Genomic DNA, 19,893 nt, shown 5'->3' on the forward strand with positions numbered 1-19,893 from the left:
CTGAAAAGCGACATACAATGTCGCCGGAATTAACTCATCTCATTCGTTGACAGTCTCAGGAAAGAAACATGGCTACCAATGCAAAACCCGTCTACAAACGTATTCTGCTTAAGTTAAGTGGCGAAGCCCTGCAAGGTTCAGAAGGCTTCGGTATTGATGCAAGCATCCTTGACCGTATGGCTCAGGAAATCAAAGAGCTGGTTGAGCTGGGTATCCAGGTTGGCGTAGTGATTGGTGGTGGTAACCTGTTCCGTGGCGCTGGTCTGGCGAAAGCAGGGATGAACCGTGTTGTGGGCGACCACATGGGCATGTTAGCCACCGTCATGAACGGTCTGGCGATGCGCGATGCGCTTCACCGCGCCTATGTGAACGCTCGCTTGATGTCCGCAATTCCTCTGAACGGCGTGTGTGATAACTACAGCTGGGCGGAAGCGATCAGCCTGCTGCGTAACAACCGCGTTGTTATTTTGTCTGCGGGTACTGGCAATCCGTTCTTTACTACCGACTCTGCGGCCTGCCTGCGCGGTATTGAAATTGAAGCGGATGTTGTACTGAAAGCCACCAAAGTCGATGGCGTATTTACTGCTGACCCGGCTAAAGATCCAACCGCGACCATGTACGAACAGTTGACCTATGCTGAAGTACTAGATAAAGAGCTTAAAGTGATGGATCTGGCGGCGTTCACGCTGGCTCGTGACCACAAATTACCGATTCGTGTCTTTAACATGAACAAACCGGGTGCACTGCGCCGCGTTGTTATGGGTGAAAAAGAAGGCACGTTAATCACGGAATAATTCCCGTTGCGGCTAAATGCAGGTAATATTCCGCTTTAATGTCGCGGGATACGTCCCTCAAAATTAATCAAGACTATACTTGTCACATCTTACGTGGTGGGTATGGTCTGACTGAAACAAGCTTTCAAGGATTCGTAACGTGATCAACGATATCAGAAAAGATGCTGAAGTACGCATGGAAAAATGCGTCGAAGCGTTCAAAAACCAAATCAGCAAAATTCGCACGGGCCGTGCTTCTCCTAGCCTGCTGGATGGTATTGTCGTGGAATATTACGGCACGCCGACCCCGCTGCGCCAGCTGGCAAGCGTAACGGTTGAAGATTCCCGTACCCTGAAAATCAACGTGTTCGACCGTTCTATGGGTCCAGCCGTTGAGAAAGCAATTATGGCTTCCGACCTCGGTCTGAATCCAAGCTCTGCCGGTTCCGACATCCGCGTTCCGCTGCCGCCGCTGACTGAAGAACGTCGTAAAGATCTGACCAAGATCGTGCGTGGCGAAGCAGAAGGCGCGCGCGTTGCCGTACGTAACGTTCGTCGCGATGCCAACGACAAAGTGAAAGCGCTGTTGAAAGAAAAAGAGATCAGCGAAGATGACGATCGCCGTTCTCAGGACGACGTGCAGAAACTGACTGACGCAGCTATCAAGAAAGTTGATGCGGCGCTGGCAGAGAAAGAAACGGAACTGATGCAGTTCTGATTCGCCTGTACGCTAAAAACGCCGCTTAGAAGGCCTGAGAAGGCTGGATGGCGGCGTTTTGCTTTTTTCTGTCTATATACCTTAAAGGGTAAAATTCTTCTGGATGTCTCATGAAGCAATTAACCATCCTGGGATCAACCGGTTCCATTGGTTGCAGTACGCTGGATGTAGTACGCCATAACCCGGAAAAATTTCGTGTTGCTGCGTTGGTGGCGGGTAAAAATGTCGCCCGCATGGTAGAGCAGTGCCTGGAGTTTTCTCCTCGCTATGCGGTAATGGACGATGAAAAAAGCGCTGCGTTGGTAAAAGCAGCTCTGCTGGAGCAGGGCAGCCGCACTGAGGTCATGAGCGGTCAGCAGGCTGCCTGTGATATGGCTGCGCTGGATGATGTTGATCAGGTGATGGCGGCGATTGTTGGCGCGGCGGGCCTGCTGCCGACGCTGGCGGCAATTCGTGCGAGCAAAAGCATTTTACTGGCGAATAAAGAGTCTCTGGTGACCTGTGGGCGTTTGTTTATGGACGACGTGAAACGCCACAAAGCGCAGCTTTTGCCGGTAGATAGCGAACATAACGCGATTTTTCAGAGTTTACCGCAACCTATCCAACACAATCTGGGATACGCTGACCTTGAGCAAAACGGCGTTATGTCAGTTCTGCTTACCGGGTCTGGTGGCCCTTTCCGTGAAACGCCATTGTCCGATCTGGTTTCTATGACCCCCGATCAGGCATGTCGTCATCCGAATTGGTCGATGGGACGAAAAATCTCTGTCGATTCCGCCACTATGATGAATAAAGGTCTGGAATACATTGAAGCGCGTTGGCTATTTAATGCCAGCGCAAGCCAGATGGAAGTGCTGATCCACCCGCAGTCGGTTATTCATTCGATGGTTCGTTATCAGGATGGTAGCGTTCTGGCGCAGTTGGGGGAACCTGATATGCGTACACCAATTGCTCATACGATGGCATGGCCAGAACGTGTGACGTCCGGCGTTAAGCCTGTCGACTTTTGCCAACTCAGTGCGTTGACGTTTTCCGCACCTGATTACCAGCGTTATCCGTGCCTGAAACTGGCGATGGACGCGTTTGAGCAAGGGCAGGCGGCGACGACCGCGTTGAATGCTGCGAATGAAATTACCGTTGCCGCGTTCCTGGCGCAGCAGATCCGATTTACCGATATTGCTGACCTGAATTTATCCGTGCTGGATAAGATGGATTTGCAGGAACCGCAGAGCGTTGACGACGTGTTGAAGGTCGATGCCATCGCACGGGACGTCGCCAGAAAAGAAGTGATGCGACTCTCAAGCTGATGATAATCCCTCTACGGAGAATCGCGCTATTTGTTAGCGTTGGGCTTCAGTGATATAGTCTGCGCCACTCGATCGCGGGTATTTGCTTTTTTCCGGTCGGGTAAGCCGTGGTTTGACACGGCTTTTTTGTGGATGGGCTTCAGTATTCCTGAGTACCGTAAATCCTTTCAGGGACTAAAAACGCGTTATGTTGTCTGCAACTAAACCATTAAGCGAAAATTTGCCAGCACATGGTTGTCGCCATGTAGCAATTATCATGGATGGCAATGGCCGCTGGGCGAAAAAGCAAGGGAAGATTCGCGCCTTTGGGCATAAGGCCGGAGCAAAATCCGTCCGCCGGGCTGTCTCTTTTGCTGCCAATAACGGTATTGATGCGTTAACGCTGTATGCCTTTAGCAGTGAGAACTGGAACCGACCTGCGCAGGAAGTGAGCGCGTTAATGGAACTGTTTGTGTGGGCGCTTGATAGCGAAGTGAAAAACCTGCACCGCCATAACGTACGCCTGCGTATTATCGGGGATATCAGTCGATTTAACTCACGTTTGCAAGAACGGATTCGCAAATCAGAAGCGATTACCGCCCAGAATACCGGGTTGACGCTGAATATTGCAGCGAATTACGGTGGACGGTGGGATATAGTCCAGGGAGTCAGGCAACTGGCACAACAGGTGCAGGATGGTTTGCTGCGTCCAGAGCAAATCGATGAAGAGATGCTTGGGCAGCAAATTTGTATGCATGAACTGGCTCCTGTGGATTTAGTGATAAGGACTGGGGGGGAGCATCGAATTAGTAATTTTCTGTTGTGGCAAATCGCCTATGCCGAACTTTACTTTACGGATGTTCTCTGGCCCGATTTCGATGAACAAGACTTTGAAGGTGCGCTGCATGCCTTTGCTAATCGTGAGCGTCGTTTCGGCGGCACCGAGCCCGGTGATGAAAAAGCCTGATGGGGGTCGCTTTTGCTGAAGTATCGCCTGATTTCTGCTTTTGTTTTAATACCCGTTGTCATCGCGGCGCTGTTTTTGCTGCCGCCGGTGGGGTTCGCCATTGTTACGTTGGTCGTCTGTATGTTGGCCGCCTGGGAATGGGGACAGTTAAGCGGTTTTACCACGCGTACGCAGCGAGTCTGGCTGGCGGTTTTGTGCGGGCTATTGCTGGCACTGATGCTATTTTTGCTGCCAGAATATCATCGCAATATTCATCAACCGCTGGTTGAAATATCGCTGTGGGCATCGCTGGGCTGGTGGGTTGTGGCGCTGTTACTGGTGCTGTTTTATCCCGGCTCTGCGTCGGTCTGGCGTAATTCCAAAACATTACGCATAATTTTCGGCGTGTTAACCATTGTCCCATTCTTTTGGGGAATGCTGGCGCTACGCGCATGGCACTATGATGAGAATCATTATAGTGGCGCGCTATGGCTTCTGTATGTCATGATCCTCGTTTGGGGAGCGGACTCTGGTGCCTATATGTTTGGTAAGCTGTTTGGCAAACATAAGCTGGCGCCGAAGGTTTCTCCCGGTAAAACCTGGCAGGGTTTTATTGGCGGACTCGCCACTGCGGCCGTGATCTCATGGGGTTATGGCATGTGGGCGAATCTTGAGGTTGCGCCTGTCACCTTGCTCATTTGCTCCATCGTTGCAGCCCTGGCCTCCGTGCTGGGTGACCTGACCGAGAGTATGTTTAAGCGTGAAGCAGGTATTAAGGACAGTGGTCACTTAATCCCAGGACACGGCGGTATTCTGGATCGTATTGATAGCCTGACGGCTGCGGTACCGGTCTTTGCCTGCCTGTTGTTACTGGTATTCAGGACGCTCTAACGGATGGTCTTATGCTGAGTATTCTCTGGAATCTGGCTGCATTCATTGTCGCACTTGGTGTGCTTATCACCGTGCATGAATTTGGTCATTTCTGGGTTGCACGGCGCTGCGGAGTCCGCGTCGAACGCTTTTCCATTGGCTTTGGAAAAGCGCTTTGGCGGCGTACCGATAAATCGGGTACGGAATACGTCATCGCCCTGATTCCCCTCGGCGGTTACGTCAAGATGCTGGATGAGCGCGCTGAACCGGTCGCACCGGAGCTGCGCCATTACGCTTTCAACAATAAAACGGTTGGACAACGCGCAGCCATCATCGCCGCAGGTCCGATTGCAAACTTCCTTTTTGCTATTTTCGCTTACTGGCTGGTGTTTATCATCGGTGTCCCTGGCGTTCGTCCGGTTGTTGGTGAAATAACGCCCAACTCGATTGCCGCACAGGCGCAAATTCAGCCGGGTACGGAACTAAAAGCGGTTGATGGTATCGAAACCCCTGATTGGGATGCTGTGCGATTGCAACTGGTATCCAAAATCGGCGATGAGCGTACGACTCTCAGCGTGGCGCAGTTTGGCAGCGACCAGCGGCAGAACAAAACGCTGGATTTACGCCATTGGGCATTTGAGCCAGACAAAGAGGATCCCGTCTCCAGTTTAGGGATTCGTCCGCGCGGTCCGCAGATCGAATCGGTGCTGTCAGAAGTGCAGGTTAACTCCGCTGCAAGTAAGGCGGGTTTGCAAGCTGGCGACAGGATCGTTAAAGTCAATGGTCAGCCGCTTACGCAATGGATGACGTTCGTGACGCTGGTGCGCGATAATCCGGATAAGCCGTTAGCGCTAGATATTGAAAGACAAGGAAGTTCCTTGTCTTTAACGTTAACCCCAGATTCAAAACAGGTTAACGGAAAGGCAGAAGGTTTTGCGGGCGTGGTGCCTAAAGTTATTCCTCTGCCTGATGAGTATAAGACTGTACGCCAGTATGGGCCATTCAGCGCCATCCTCGAAGCCTCGGATAAAACGTGGCAGTTGATGAAGCTGACGGTCAGTATGCTGGGAAAATTGATTACCGGTGATGTAAAACTGAACAACCTCAGTGGGCCGATTTCTATCGCCCAGGGGGCTGGGATGTCAGCGGAGTTCGGGGTTATTTATTACCTGATGTTCCTTGCGCTTATCAGCGTGAACTTAGGGATAATCAACCTGTTTCCGTTGCCCGTTCTTGACGGGGGGCATCTGCTGTTCCTGGCGATTGAAAAGCTGAAGGGCGGTCCGGTATCCGAGCGGGTTCAAGACTTTAGTTATCGCATTGGCTCTATCTTGCTGGTGTTGTTAATGGGGCTTGCACTTTTCAATGATTTCTCTCGGTTGTAAGAGAGTGTTAGGAAGAACGCATAATAACGATGGCGATGAAAAAGTTGCTCATAGCGTCGCTGCTGTTTAGCAGCGCCACCGTATACGGTGCTGAAGGGTTCGTAGTGAAGGACATTCATTTCGAAGGCCTACAGCGAGTCGCCGTTGGTGCGGCTCTCCTCAGTATGCCGGTGCGCACAGGCGACACGGTTAATGATGAAGACATCAGTAATACCATTCGTGCTCTGTTCGCCACCGGTAACTTTGAGGATGTCCGCGTCCTGCGCGATGGTGATACCCTTCTGGTTCAGGTAAAAGAACGTCCGACGATTGCCAGCATCACTTTCTCCGGTAACAAATCGGTGAAAGATGACATGCTCAAGCAAAACCTCGAGGCGTCTGGCGTACGTGTTGGCGAGTCTCTGGATCGCACCACGCTTGCCGATATCGAAAAAGGGCTGGAAGATTTCTACTACAGCGTCGGTAAGTACAGCGCCAGTGTGAAAGCGGTGGTAACGCCGTTGCCGCGTAACCGCGTTGACCTCAAGCTGGTCTTCCAGGAAGGCGTTTCGGCGAAGATCCAACAGATCAACATCGTCGGCAACCATGCCTTCTCGACCGACGAACTGATCTCTCACTTCCAACTGCGTGATGAAGTGCCGTGGTGGAACGTAGTGGGCGATCGTAAATACCAGAAACAGAAACTGGCGGGCGACCTCGAAACCCTGCGCAGTTACTATCTGGATCGCGGTTATGCTCGCTTCAATATCGATTCTACCCAGGTCAGCCTGACGCCGGATAAAAAAGGTATCTATATCACCGTTAACATCACTGAAGGCGAGCAGTACAAGCTTTCTGGGGTACAGGTGAGTGGTAACCTGGCCGGGCATTCCGCCGAAATTGAGACCCTGACTAAAATCGAGCCAGGCGAACTCTATAACGGCACCAAAGTGACCAAAATGGAAGATGATATCAAGAAGCTTCTGGGTCGCTATGGTTATGCCTATCCGCGCGTACAGTCGCAGCCTGAAATCAACGATGCCGATAAAACCGTTAAATTACGTGTAAACGTAGATGCGGGTAACCGTTTCTATGTGCGTAAGATTCGTTTTGAAGGTAACGACACCTCTAAAGATTCCGTTCTGCGTCGCGAAATGCGCCAGATGGAAGGTGCCTGGTTGGGTAGCGATCTGGTCGATCAGGGTAAAGAGCGTCTGAACCGTCTGGGTTACTTTGAAACCGTTGATACCGATACTCAGCGTATACCGGGCAGCCCGGATCAGGTTGATGTGGTCTACAAGGTCAAAGAGCGTAACACCGGTAGCTTTAACTTCGGCGTCGGTTACGGTACTGAGAGCGGTGTGAGCTTCCAGGCCGGTGTCCAACAAGATAACTGGTTAGGTACCGGTTATTCTGTCGGAATTAACGGCACCAAAAACGACTACCAGACCTATACTGAGTTGTCTGTAACTAACCCGTACTTCACCGTTGATGGTGTGAGCCTCGGTGGCCGCGTCTTCTATAACGATTTTGAAGCGGATGACGCAGACCTGTCTGACTATACCAACAAAAGTTATGGTACTGACGTAACGCTTGGCTTCCCGATCAACGAATACAACACGTTGCGTGCGGGTGTCGGTTATGTACATAACTCCTTGTCTAACATGGATCCACAGGTTGCGATGCAACGTTATCTGGAATCCATGGGTGAAAATCCTGACGCTGATAGCTTCAAATCAGACGACTTCACCTTCAACTATGGTTGGACATATAACAAGCTGGACCGTGGCTACTTCCCAACGGAAGGTACGCGTGTCAACCTGAACGGTAAAGTGACCATTCCGGGTTCTGACAACGAATACTACAAAGCGACGCTGGATACCGCGACCTATGTACCGATCGATGACGATCACAAGTGGGTTGTTCTGGGTCGTACCAAGTGGGGTTACGGTGATGGAATAGGCGGCAAAGAGATGCCGTTCTACGAGAACTTCTATGCCGGTGGTTCCAGCACCGTGCGTGGCTTCCAGTCCAATACCATCGGTCCGAAGGCTGTCTATTTACCGGCTAATCGTTATCACGACGATGACAATTATGATAACGAGTGTGACGCCAGCAATACTTCACCGTGTGAATCGGATGATGCGGTGGGCGGTAACGCCATGGCTGTCGCCAGCCTGGAATTCATCACCCCGACGCCGTTTATCAGCGACAAGTATGCCAACTCGGTCCGTACCTCGTTCTTCTGGGATATGGGTACCGTTTGGGATACGAACTGGGATTCAGCTAAGTACTCTGGTTATCCGGACTACAGCGATCCAAGCAATATCCGTATGTCCGCGGGTATCGCTTTACAATGGATGTCCCCATTGGGGCCGTTGGTTTTCTCCTACGCCCAGCCGTTCAAGAAGTACGATGGAGACAAAGCGGAACAGTTCCAGTTTAACATTGGTAAAACCTGGTAATTGTTCTTCGCAAAGGAATGTAGTGGTAGTGTAGCGCTGACTTTAGGCGATCTTGCATGGGATCGCCTGGCCACGCAAAGAACTGTACCTTCGGGTGCAAATGGGATGGTAAGGAGTTAATTGTGAAAAAGTGGTTATTAGCTGCAGGTCTCGGTTTAGCGATGGCAACGTCCGCACAGGCTGCTGACAAAATTGCAATCGTCAACATGGGTAGCCTGTTCCAACAGGTTGCACAGAAGACGGGCGTTTCTGCTACGCTGGAAAACGAGTTCAAAGGCCGTGCCAGCGAACTGCAGCGTATGGAATCCGATCTGCAATCTAAAATGCAGCGTCTGCAATCCATGAAAGCGGGTAGCGATCGTACCAAGCTGGAAAAAGACGTTATGGCTCAGCGTCAGACTTTCTCTCAGAAAGCTCAGGCTTTTGAGCAGGATCGTGCGCGTCGTTCCAACGAAGAACGTGGCAAACTGGTTACTCGTATCCAGACAGCTGTGAAATCTGTTGCTAACAGCCAGAGCATCGATCTGGTTGTTGACGCAAACACCGTTGCATACAACAGCAGCGATGTAAAAGACATCACCGCTGACGTACTGAAACAGGTTAAATAAGTAATGCCTTCAATTCGACTGGCTGATTTAGCAGAGCAGTTGGATGCAGAATTACACGGTGATGGCGATATCGTCATCACCGGCGTAGCGTCCATGCAATCTGCGCAAACTGGCAATATCACGTTCATGGTGAATCCTAAGTACCGTGAACACTTAGGCGTATGCCAGGCCTCTGCCGTTGTGATGACGCAGGACGATCTTCCTTTTGCTAAGTGTGCAGCGCTGGTAGTGAAGAATCCCTACCTGACCTATGCACGCATGGCGCAAATCTTAGATACCACGCCGCAGCCCGCACAAAACATTGCACCGAGTGCAGCGATCGATGCGACGGCGAAGCTGGGTAATAATGTCTCTGTGGGCGCAAATGCGGTCATTGAGTCTGGCGTAGAACTGGGCGATAACGTCGTTATCGGCGCAGGCTGCTTCGTCGGAAAAAATACAAAAATCGGCGCAGGTTCTCGCTTGTGGGCGAATGTGACGATTTACCACGATATTCAGATCGGTGAGAATTGCCTGATCCAGTCCAGTACTGTCGTCGGATCTGATGGATTCGGTTACGCGAACGATCGCGGTAACTGGGTGAAGATCCCGCAACTTGGTCGGGTGATTATCGGCGATCGCGTCGAGATCGGCGCTTGTACCACTATTGACCGTGGTGCTCTGGACGATACTGTGATCGGCAATGGTGTTATCATTGATAACCAGTGCCAGATTGCGCATAACGTTGTGATTGGCGACAATACGGCGGTAGCCGGTGGCGTCATTATGGCGGGTAGCCTGAAGATTGGCCGTTACTGCATGATTGGCGGCGCCAGCGTGATCAATGGGCATATGGAAATATGCGATAAAGTCACGGTTACTGGCATGGGTATGGTGATGCGTCCTATCACTGAACCTGGCGTCTATTCCTCAGGCATTCCGCTACAGCCCAACAAGGTATGGCGTAAAACAGCTGCACTGGTGATGAATATTGATGATATGAGCAAGCGTCTCAAAGCGATTGAGCGCAAGGTTAATCAACAAGACTAAAACACCTTTTTTGCATGTCTGACTTTTCGGCCTGTCCCATTCATACGATTGCGACAGGCCGTGTTATTATTGCCTTTTAGTATATTTTGACAGGAAGAGTATTTTGACTACTAACACTCATACTCTGCATATTGAAGAGATTTTAGAACTTCTGCCGCACCGTTTTCCGTTTCTGCTGGTTGACCGCGTGCTGGATTTTGAAGAAGGTCGTTTTCTGCGCGCAGTGAAAAATGTATCCGTTAACGAGCCTTTCTTCCAGGGCCACTTTCCGGGTAAACCTATTTTCCCAGGCGTACTGATTCTGGAAGCGATGGCGCAGGCCACCGGTATCCTCGCGTTTAAAAGCGTAGGAAAGCTGGAACCAGGCGAACTGTACTATTTCGCGGGTATTGACGAAGCGCGCTTTAAGCGTCCTGTCGTGCCAGGCGATCAGATGATCATGGAAGTGACTTTCGAGAAAACGCGCCGTGGCCTGACCCGTTTTAAAGGGGTTGCGCTGGTCGACGGTAAAGTTGTGTGCGAAGCAACGATGATGTGTGCCCGTAGCCGGGAGGCCTGATACGTGATTGATAAATCCGCCTTTATTCACCCAACCGCCATTGTGGAAGACGGCGCCAGCATTGGCGCTAACGCTCATATTGGCCCATTTTGTATTGTTGGACCCCATGTTGAAATTGGTGAGGGTACCGTACTGAAGTCTCACGTTGTCGTGAATGGCCATACAAAAATTGGTCGCGATAACGAGATCTATCAGTTTGCCTCCATCGGCGAAGTTAACCAGGATCTGAAATATGCTGGCGAACCGACCCGCGTGGAAATTGGCGATCGCAACCGCATCCGCGAAAGCGTCACCATTCATCGTGGCACAGTGCAGGGCGGTGGAGTGACGAAGGTGGGCAGCGATAACTTACTGATGATTAATGCGCACGTCGCGCATGATTGTACGGTAGGCAACCGCTGTATTCTGGCGAATAACGCCACGCTTGCCGGACATGTTTCGCTTGATGATTTTGTTATCATCGGCGGCATGACTGCGGTGCATCAGTTCTGCATCATCGGCGCGCATGTGATGGTTGGCGGCTGTTCTGGCGTAGCCCAGGACGTGCCTCCATACGTTATCGCTCAGGGCAACCACGCGACGCCGTTTGGCGTCAATATCGAAGGTCTGAAGCGTCGTGGATTCACCCGCGAAGCGATTACCGCGATTCGTAACGCCTACAAAGCGTTGTACCGTAGTGGTAAAACGCTGGAAGAAGTGAAACCAGAAATCGCGGAACTGGCGAAACAGTATCCCGAAGTTCAGGCTTTCAGCGACTTCTTTGAGCGCTCAACGCGTGGCCTGATTCGTTAATGACTGAGCAGCGTCCTTTAACGATTGCCCTCGTCGCCGGAGAAACCTCCGGCGATATTCTTGGTGCAGGGTTAATCCGTGCGCTCAAGGCCCGCGTTCCGAATGCGCGTTTTGTTGGTGTGGCGGGTCCGCTGATGCAGGCCGAAGGCTGTGAAGCCTGGTACGAAATGGAAGAGCTGGCGGTAATGGGCATTGTTGAAGTGCTCGGACGCCTGCGCCGTTTACTGCATATTCGCGCCGATCTTACTCGCCGGTTCGCCGACTTAAAGCCGGATGTTTTTGTTGGTATTGATGCGCCTGACTTCAACATTACCCTTGAAGGGAACCTGAAAAAGCAGGGCATTAAAACCATTCATTACGTCAGCCCCTCTGTGTGGGCCTGGCGACAGAAACGCGTTTTCAAAATAGGCAGATCCACCAATATGGTGCTGGCCTTTCTGCCTTTCGAAAAAGCGTTTTATGACAAATTTAACGTCCCGTGCCGCTTTATCGGTCATACCATGGCGGATGCCATGCCGTTGGATCCGGATAAAAACGCGGCACGCGATGTTCTGGGCATTCCCCATGACGCTCACTGCCTGGCGCTATTGCCTGGAAGCCGTGGCGCAGAAGTGGAGATGCTCAGTGCCGATTTTCTGAAAACGGCGCAGCTGTTACGTCAGCATTACCCGGATCTCGAAGTGGTGGTGCCGTTGGTGAATGCCAAACGTCGCGAGCAGTTTGAGCGAATTAAAGCTGAAGTAGCACCGGAGCTTTCTGTTCATCTGCTCAACGGGATGGGACGTGAAGCAATGGTGGCCAGCGATGCTGCACTGCTGGCTTCAGGTACCGCCGCGCTGGAATGTATGCTGGCAAAATGCCCGATGGTGGTTGGCTACCGAATGAAACCTTTCACCTTCTGGCTGGCGAAGCGTCTGGTGAAGACCGACTACGTTTCGCTACCTAACCTGCTGGCGGGAAGAGAACTGGTTAAAGAGCTGTTGCAGGAGGAGTGTGAACCGCAGGCGCTGTCGCAAGCGCTGTTGCCGTTGCTGGCGAATGGTAAAACCAGCCATGCAATGCACGACACATTCCGTGAATTGCACCAGCAGATCCGTTGCAATGCTGATGAGCAGGCGGCGGATGCGGTCCTGGAGTTAGCGCAATGATTGAGTTTGTGTATCCACATACGCATTTAGTGGCGGGTGTGGATGAAGTTGGACGTGGTCCTTTGGTCGGCGCCGTTGTCACCGCCGCCGTCATTCTGGATCCGGCTCGCCCTATTATCGGTCTTAACGACTCAAAAAAACTGTCAGAAAAACGTCGCCTGGCGCTGTTTGATGAAATTAAAGAAAAAGCGTTAAGCTGGAGTCTGGGGCGTGCAGAACCGCATGAAATCGACGAGCTGAATATTTTGCATGCCACCATGCTGGCCATGCAGCGTGCGGTTGCGGGTCTGCATATTGCGCCGGAATATGTACTGATTGACGGCAATCGTTGCCCGGCATTACCGGTGCCATCGATGGCGGTGGTCAAAGGCGACAGCCGCGTGGCGGAGATTAGCGCGGCGTCGATACTGGCAAAAGTCACCCGTGACGCTGAAATGGCGGCCCTGGATACGGTGTTCCCGCAGTATGGCTTTGCACAGCACAAAGGCTATCCAACCGCTTTTCATCTGGAAAAGTTGGCAATGCATGGTGCAACCGAGCACCATCGCCGTAGTTTTGGCCCCGTCAAACGCGCACTGGGACTCACGTCCTGATTCTTGTGTCGAAGGAATCTGAAGATGTCTGAACCTCGTTTCGTCCACCTGCGGGTGCACAGCGACTACTCCATGATCGATGGGCTGGCGAAAACCGGGCCGCTGGTGAAAAAGGCGGCCGCGTTAGGCATGCCTGCGCTGGCGATCACCGATTTTACCAACCTGTGTGGTCTGGTGAAGTTTTACGGAGCGGGTCACGGTGCGGGTATCAAGCCGATAGTTGGCGCAGATTTTCATGTCCGCAGCGAGCTGTTGGGCGATGAACTCACACAGCTCACCGTGCTGGCCGCAAACAATACCGGCTATCAGAACCTGACGTTGTTGATATCGAAAGCCTATCAGCGTGGTTATGGCGCAGAAGGGCCGGTCATCGACAGGGACTGGCTGGTCGAGCTTAAAGAAGGTTTGATTTTGCTTTCCGGCGGTCGCATGGGCGACGTCGGGCGTAGCCTGCTGCGCGGTAATAGCGCACTGGTTGATGAGTGCGTGGGGTTTTACGAAGAACATTTTCCCAATTGCTACTTCCTCGAACTTATCCGCACCGGCAGGCAAGATGAAGAGAATTATCTGCATGCCGCGGTAGAACTGGCTGAAACGCGTGGTCTTCCGGTGGTGGCGACCAACGATGTTCGCTTCCTTGAAACCGGTGATTTTGACGCGCATGAAATCCGCGTGGCAATCCACGACGGGTTCACCCTTGATGACCCGAAACGCCCGCGTAACTATTCACCGCAGCAGTATATGCGCAGTGAAGACGAGATGTGTGAGCTGTTCTCGGATATTCCGGAAGCGCTGCAAAACACCGTCGAGATAGCCAAACGTTGTAATGTGACGGTGCGTCTGGGCGAGTATTTCCTGCCGCAGTTCCCGACCGGTGATATGACCACTGAGGATTTCCTCGTGGCAAAATCACGCGAAGGTCTGGAAGAACGTCTGGAATTTTTGTTCCCTGACCCAGAAGTTCGCGCGCAGAAGCGCCCGCCTTATGACGAACGTCTGGAGATTGAACTTAAAGTTATCAACCAGATGGGATTCCCAGGCTACTTCCTGATCGTTATGGAGTTTATCCAGTGGTCGAAAGATAACGGCGTACCGGTAGGCCCGGGACGTGGTTCCGGCGCCGGCTCGCTTGTCGCCTATGCACTGAAAATTACCGATCTGGATCCGCTGGAATTTGACCTGCTGTTCGAACGTTTCCTGAACCCGGAACGTGTCTCAATGCCCGACTTCGACGTTGACTTCTGTATGGAGAAACGCGACCAGGTCATCGAGCACGTGGCAGAAATGTACGGTCGTGATGCGGTTTCGCAGATTATTACCTTCGGTACTATGGCGGCTAAGGCGGTTATCCGTGACGTGGGCCGTGTGCTCGGTCACCCGTACGGCTTCGTTGACCGTATTTCGAAACTGGTGCCGCCCGATCCTGGCATGACGCTGGCCAAAGCCTTTGAAGCCGAGCCCCAACTGCCGGAAATCTATGAGGCAGATGAAGAGGTTAAAGCGCTGATTGATATGGCGCGTAAGCTGGAAGGCGTCACGCGTAACGCCGGTAAGCACGCCGGTGGCGTGGTTATCGCGCCGACCAAAATTACCGATTTTGCGCCGCTATACTGCGATGAACAGGGGCTGCACCCGGTTACTCAGTTTGATAAGAACGACGTGGAATATGCCGGTCTTGTGAAGTTCGACTTCCTTGGTCTGCGTACGCTCACCATCATCAACTGGGCGTTGGAAATGATCAACGCGCGCCGTGAAAAGAACGGCGAGCCGCCGCTGGATATCGCCGCGATCCCGCTGGATGACAAGAAAAGCTTCGATATGCTGCAACGCTCGGAGACCACGGCGGTATTCCAGCTTGAATCCCGCGGCATGAAAGATCTTATCAAACGTCTGCAGCCTGACTGCTTCGAAGATATGATCGCACTGGTGGCCCTGTTCCGTCCTGGTCCGCTGCAGTCGGGGATGGTAGATAACTTTATCGACCGTAAGCATGGTCGCGAAGAGATTTCCTACCCGGATGTACAATGGCAGCATGAGTGTCTGAAACCGGTACTGGAGCCGACCTACGGCATTATCCTGTATCAGGAACAGGTTATGCAGATTGCCCAGGAGCTGTCCGGATATACCCTTGGCGGCGCGGACATGCTGCGTCGTGCGATGGGTAAGAAAAAGCCGGAAGAGATGGCTAAGCAGCGCGGCACCTTTGAAGAAGGAGCGAAAAAGCGCGGCGTCGATGGCGAACTGGCGATGAAAATCTTTGACCTGGTGGAGAAATTCGCCGGTTACGGATTTAACAAATCGCACTCCGCTGCCTATGCGTTGGTCTCTTACCAGACGCTGTGGCTGAAGGCGCATTACCCAGCCGAGTTTATGGCGGCAGTAATGACGGCCGATATGGATAACACCGAGAAAGTGGTCGGGCTGGTGGATGAGTGCTGGCGTATGGGGCTCAAAATCCTGCCGCCGGATATCAACTCCGGGCTTTATCATTTTCACGTGAATGATGATGGTGAGATTGTCTACGGCATCGGCGCGATAAAAGGCGTGGGTGAAGGGCCAATTGAAGCTATTATTGAGGCGCGCAACGAAGGCGGTTATTTCCGCGAGCTGTTTGATCTCTGTGCCCGCACGGATATCAAAAAACTCAACCGTCGGGTGCTGGAAAAGTTAATCATGTCCGGGGCGTTCGACCGCCTTGGACCGCATCGCGCGGCGTTGATGAATTCGCTCAACGATGCGCTCAAAGCCGCCGATCAGCATGCGAAAGCCGAGGCTATTGGTCAGGCTGATATGTTTGGCGTGCTGGCGGAAGAGCCGGAACAAATTGAACAGTCTTATGCCAACTGTACTCCATGGCCGGAGCAGGCGGTATTAGAAGGGGAACGTGAAACGTTAGGGCTTTACCTGACGGGACACCCCATCAATCAGTATCTAAAAGAAATTGAGCGCTATGTTGGAGGCCACAGGCTGAAAGACATGCATCCGACAGAACGTGGTAAAGTCACCACGGCTGCGGGGCTCGTCATTGCTGCGCGGGTAATGGTCACCAAGCGCGGCAATCGTATCGGCATCTGTACCCTGGATGACCGTTCCGGGCGTCTGGAAGTTATGTTGTTTACCGATGCCCTGGATAAATACCAGCAATTGCTGGAAAAAGACCGCATACTTATCGTCAGCGGACAGGTCAGCTTTGATGACTTCAGCGGCGGGCTTAAAATGATGGCCCGTGAAGTCATGGATATTGACGAAGCCCGGGAAAAATATGCTCGCGGGCTTGCTATCTCGCTGACGGACAGGCAAATTGATGACCAGCTTTTAAACCGACTCCGTCAGTCTCTGGAACCCCACCGCTCGGGGACAATTCCAGTACATCTCTACTATCAGAGGGCGGATGCACGTGCGCGATTGCGTTTTGGCGCAACGTGGCGTGTCTCTCCGAGCGATCGTTTGCTAAACGATCTCCGTGGCCTTATTGGTTCGGAGCAGGTGGAACTGGAGTTTGACTAATACAGGAATACTATGAGTCTGAATTTCCTTGATTTTGAACAGCCGATTGCAGAGCTGGAAGCAAAAATCGATTCTCTGACTGCGGTTAGCCGTCAGGATGAGAAACTGGATATTAACATCGATGAAGAAGTGCATCGTCTGCGTGAAAAAAGCGTAGAACTGACGCGTAAAATCTTCGCCGATCTCGGCGCATGGCAGGTAGCCCAACTGGCGCGCCATCCACAGCGTCCGTACACCCTGGATTATGTCCGCCTGGCATTTGATGAATTTGATGAGCTGGCGGGCGATCGTGCCTATGCGGATGATAAAGCTATTGTCGGCGGCATCGCGCGTCTGGATGGCCGTCCGGTGATGATTATTGGTCATCAGAAAGGCCGTGAGACCAAAGAAAAAATCCGTCGCAATTTCGGCATGCCAGCGCCGGAAGGCTATCGCAAAGCGCTGCGTCTGATGGAAATGGCCGAGCGTTTCAATATGCCGATCATTACCTTCATCGATACCCCAGGGGCTTACCCGGGCGTGGGCGCGGAAGAGCGTGGTCAGTCTGAAGCGATCGCACGCAACCTGCGTGAAATGTCGCGTCTGAGCGTACCGGTAATCTGCACCGTCATCGGTGAAGGTGGTTCCGGCGGCGCGCTGGCGATCGGCGTAGGCGATAAAGTGAACATGCTGCAATACAGCACCTATTCCGTTATCTCCCCGGAAGGTTGCGCCTCCATTCTGTGGAAAAGCGCCGACAAAGCGCCGCTGGCCGCAGAAGCGATGGGGATTATCGCGCCGCGTCTGAAAGAGCTGAAGCTTATCGACTCTATCATCCCGGAACCGCTGGGCGGCGCGCACCGCAACCCGGAAGTCATGGCTGCGTCCCTGAAGGCACAGCTGCTGGCCGATCTCGCCGACCTCGACGTGTTAGGCAAAGAAGATTTGAAAAACCGTCGTTACCAGCGTCTGATGAGCTACGGTTACGCGTAAACTGCATTAATTCTGAAAAGGGCCACTATGCTGTGGCCCTTTTTTTTACCTGTGGTTTGGCCAGGCTATGATTAACTAAGGTTTTTCCAGGAGGAACGCATGAATATCATTGCCATCATGGGACCGCATGGCGTCTTTTATAAAGATGAGCCCATCAAGGAACTTGAGCGTGCGCTGCAACAGCAGGGGTTTCAGATTATCTGGCCGCAGAACAGCGTCGACCTGCTGAAGTTTATCGAACACAACCCGCGAATTTGCGGCGTCATTTTTGACTGGGATGAATACAGCCTGGAGCTGTGCAGTGATATCAACCAGCTCAACGAGTATCTCCCGCTCTACGCCTTTATTAATACCCATTCGACGATGGATGTCAGCGCGCACGACCTGCGCATGGCGCTGTGGTTTTTTGAGTATGCGCTGGGCCAGTCTGAGGACATTGCCACCCGCATTCGCCAGTACACCAGCGAATACCTCGATAACATCACGCCTCCTTTCACCAAAGCGCTGTTTACCTATGTGAAGGAAGGAAAGTATACCTTCTGCACGCCCGGACACATGGCGGGAACGGCGTATCAGAAAAGCCCGGTCGGCTGCCTGTTCTATGATTTCTTTGGCGGCAATACGCTGAAAGCCGACGTGTCAATTTCTGTGACCGAGCTGGGCTCGTTGCTGGATCATACCGGGCCGCATCTGGAAGCGGAGGAGTATATTGCGCGCACTTTTGGCGCCGAGCAGAGCTATATGGTGACCAACGGCACCTCGACGTCGAACAAGATTGTTGGCATGTACGCCGCGCCTGCAGGCAGTACGCTGCTGATCGACCGCAACTGCCATAAGTCGCTGGCGCATTTGCTGATGATGAACGATGTCGTGCCCATCTGGCTGAAGCCTACGCGTAACGCGCTGGGGATCCTGGGCGGTATACCCCGCCGGGAATTTACCCGCGTAAGTATTGAACGCAAGGTAGAAGAGACCCCTCAGGCGCAATGGCCGGTACATGCGGTGATCACCAACTCCACCTATGACGGCCTGCTGTATAACACCAACTGGATCAAGCAAACCCTGGATGTGCCCTCCATCCATTTTGATTCTGCCTGGGTGCCGTATACCCATTTTCATCCGATCTATCAGGGGAAAAGCGGGATGAGCGGTGAACGGGTACCGGGAAAGGTGATTTTTGAGACCCAGTCCACCCACAAGATGTTGGCGGCGTTGTCACAAGCTTCTCTGATCCACATTAAGGGCGATTACGACGAAGACACGTTCAACGAAGCCTTTATGATGCATACCTCCACGTCTCCGAGCTACCCGATAGTGGCGTCGATAGAAACGGCGGCGGCAATGCTGCGTGGCAATTCAGGCAAGCGGTTAATCAATCGTTCGGTGGAGCGAGCACTGCACTTCCGCAAAGAAGTGCAGCGGCTACGTGAAGAATCAGATGGCTGGTTCTTTGATATCTGGCAGCCGGAAAAGGTAGATGAAGCGGAGTGCTGGCCAGTAGCGCCTGGTGAAGACTGGCACGGATTTGTTGATGCTGACGCCGACCATATGTTCCTCGATCCGGTGAAGGTCACGATTCTGACGCCGGGGATGGATGAACAGGGAAATATGAGTGAAGAGGGGATTCCTGCCGCGCTGGTGGCGAAATTCCTTGATGAACGCGGCGTCGTTGTCGAGAAAACAGGACCGTATAATCTGTTATTCCTGTTCAGTATCGGCATTGATAAAACCCGGGCGATGGGGCTGTTGCGCGGCCTGACGGAATTTAAGCGCTCGTACGATCTGAATTTACGCGTGAAAAATATGCTGCCGGATCTGTATGCCGAGGATCCCGATTTCTATCGCAATATGCGTATTCAGGATCTGGCGCAGGGGATCCATAAGCTCATCCGTCAACACGATCTCTCCGGGCTGATGCTGCGGGCATTTGATACCTTACCGGAGATGAAAATGACGCCGCACCAGGCCTGGCAGCGGCAGATCAAAGGTGAGGTTGAAACTGTCGCGCTTGATCAACTGGTAGGGCGCATTTCCGCCAATATGATCCTGCCTTATCCTCCCGGCGTGCCGCTCCTGATGCCTGGGGAAATGATCACTGCCAATAGCCGCGCTGTACTCGATTTTCTGCTGATGTTGTGTTCAGTGGGCCAGCATTATCCTGGATTTGAAACCGATATTCATGGCGCTAAACTGGGTGAGGACGGCGTGTATCGCGTGAGAGTCCTAAAATCGGCCGAACGGCTTGCGTGAACCTATTACGTAC

Annotated in this window: 16 protein-coding genes; all 16 read left to right on the forward strand. The window is 52.5% G+C overall.

Features of this window, described 5'->3' with window-relative positions:
* The first annotated feature begins 68 nt into the window (after positions 1-68).
* The 16 genes from pyrH (at position 69) to ldcC (ending at position 19,880) form a co-directional block, all read left to right on the forward strand.
* Positions 69-794 carry a UMP kinase gene (gene pyrH / locus OGV80_RS05565; RefSeq protein ID WP_005132114.1) on the forward strand — a complete coding sequence of 242 codons (726 nt, stop codon included), beginning with the start codon at positions 69-71 and terminating at the stop codon, positions 792-794.
* Between the two features lie 139 nt (positions 795-933).
* A complete protein-coding gene (gene frr, locus OGV80_RS05570) occupies positions 934-1,491 on the forward strand; it encodes a ribosome recycling factor (protein ID WP_043018486.1) in 558 nt (185 codons plus the stop codon).
* Between the two features lie 110 nt (positions 1,492-1,601).
* Positions 1,602-2,798 carry a 1-deoxy-D-xylulose-5-phosphate reductoisomerase gene (ispC, locus tag OGV80_RS05575; RefSeq protein WP_087051035.1) on the forward strand — a complete coding sequence of 399 codons (1,197 nt, stop codon included), beginning with the start codon at positions 1,602-1,604 and terminating at the stop codon, positions 2,796-2,798.
* A gap of 187 nt (positions 2,799-2,985) precedes the next feature.
* A complete protein-coding gene (gene ispU / locus OGV80_RS05580) occupies positions 2,986-3,744 on the forward strand; it encodes a (2E,6E)-farnesyl-diphosphate-specific ditrans,polycis-undecaprenyl-diphosphate synthase (protein WP_003018543.1) in 759 nt (252 codons plus the stop codon).
* Positions 3,745-3,756: 12 nt separating this feature from the next.
* Complete coding sequence (gene cdsA, locus OGV80_RS05585; RefSeq protein WP_080625704.1) at positions 3,757-4,614, forward strand: phosphatidate cytidylyltransferase; 858 nt, start codon at positions 3,757-3,759, stop codon at positions 4,612-4,614.
* An 11-nt stretch (positions 4,615-4,625) separates the two neighbouring features.
* Positions 4,626-5,978, forward strand: coding sequence for a sigma E protease regulator RseP (rseP, locus tag OGV80_RS05590; protein WP_043018489.1), 1,353 nt, complete (start codon positions 4,626-4,628; stop codon positions 5,976-5,978).
* 29 nt (positions 5,979-6,007) lie between these two features.
* On the forward strand, positions 6,008-8,422 hold the full coding sequence (gene bamA, locus OGV80_RS05595) for an outer membrane protein assembly factor BamA (protein WP_043018490.1): 2,415 nt from the start codon (positions 6,008-6,010) through the stop codon (positions 8,420-8,422).
* Positions 8,423-8,544: 122 nt separating this feature from the next.
* Positions 8,545-9,030 carry a molecular chaperone Skp gene (gene skp, locus OGV80_RS05600; RefSeq protein WP_016151765.1) on the forward strand — a complete coding sequence of 162 codons (486 nt, stop codon included), beginning with the start codon at positions 8,545-8,547 and terminating at the stop codon, positions 9,028-9,030.
* 3 nt (positions 9,031-9,033) lie between these two features.
* Positions 9,034-10,059, forward strand: a complete 1,026-nt coding sequence (gene lpxD / locus OGV80_RS05605; protein WP_043018491.1) for a UDP-3-O-(3-hydroxymyristoyl)glucosamine N-acyltransferase — start codon at positions 9,034-9,036, stop codon at positions 10,057-10,059.
* A gap of 103 nt (positions 10,060-10,162) precedes the next feature.
* Complete coding sequence (gene fabZ, locus OGV80_RS05610) at positions 10,163-10,618, forward strand: 3-hydroxyacyl-ACP dehydratase FabZ (RefSeq protein ID WP_003018528.1); 456 nt, start codon at positions 10,163-10,165, stop codon at positions 10,616-10,618.
* A gap of 3 nt (positions 10,619-10,621) precedes the next feature.
* Positions 10,622-11,410: an acyl-ACP--UDP-N-acetylglucosamine O-acyltransferase gene (gene lpxA / locus OGV80_RS05615; protein ID WP_047406073.1), complete on the forward strand. Its 789-nt coding sequence runs from the start codon at positions 10,622-10,624 to the stop codon at positions 11,408-11,410.
* Positions 11,410-12,558: a lipid-A-disaccharide synthase gene (gene lpxB / locus OGV80_RS05620; protein ID WP_286513985.1), complete on the forward strand. Its 1,149-nt coding sequence runs from the start codon at positions 11,410-11,412 to the stop codon at positions 12,556-12,558. Before lpxA ends, lpxB begins: the two co-directional genes overlap by 1 nt.
* Positions 12,555-13,151, forward strand: coding sequence for a ribonuclease HII (gene rnhB / locus OGV80_RS05625; RefSeq protein ID WP_047406069.1), 597 nt, complete (start codon positions 12,555-12,557; stop codon positions 13,149-13,151). The genes lpxB and rnhB overlap by 4 nt, the downstream gene beginning before the upstream one ends.
* Positions 13,152-13,175: 24 nt before the next feature.
* A complete protein-coding gene (gene dnaE / locus OGV80_RS05630) occupies positions 13,176-16,658 on the forward strand; it encodes a DNA polymerase III subunit alpha (RefSeq protein ID WP_286513988.1) in 3,483 nt (1,160 codons plus the stop codon).
* 12 nt (positions 16,659-16,670) lie between these two features.
* On the forward strand, positions 16,671-17,630 hold the full coding sequence (gene accA / locus OGV80_RS05635) for an acetyl-CoA carboxylase carboxyl transferase subunit alpha (protein WP_043018495.1): 960 nt from the start codon (positions 16,671-16,673) through the stop codon (positions 17,628-17,630).
* A gap of 99 nt (positions 17,631-17,729) precedes the next feature.
* Complete coding sequence (gene ldcC, locus OGV80_RS05640) at positions 17,730-19,880, forward strand: lysine decarboxylase LdcC (protein ID WP_087052151.1); 2,151 nt, start codon at positions 17,730-17,732, stop codon at positions 19,878-19,880.
* Positions 19,881-19,893: the final 13 nt, after the last annotated feature.

Source organism: Citrobacter sp. Ce119 (assembly GCF_030334525.1).
GTDB classification, from domain to species: domain Bacteria; phylum Pseudomonadota; class Gammaproteobacteria; order Enterobacterales; family Enterobacteriaceae; genus Citrobacter; species Citrobacter europaeus.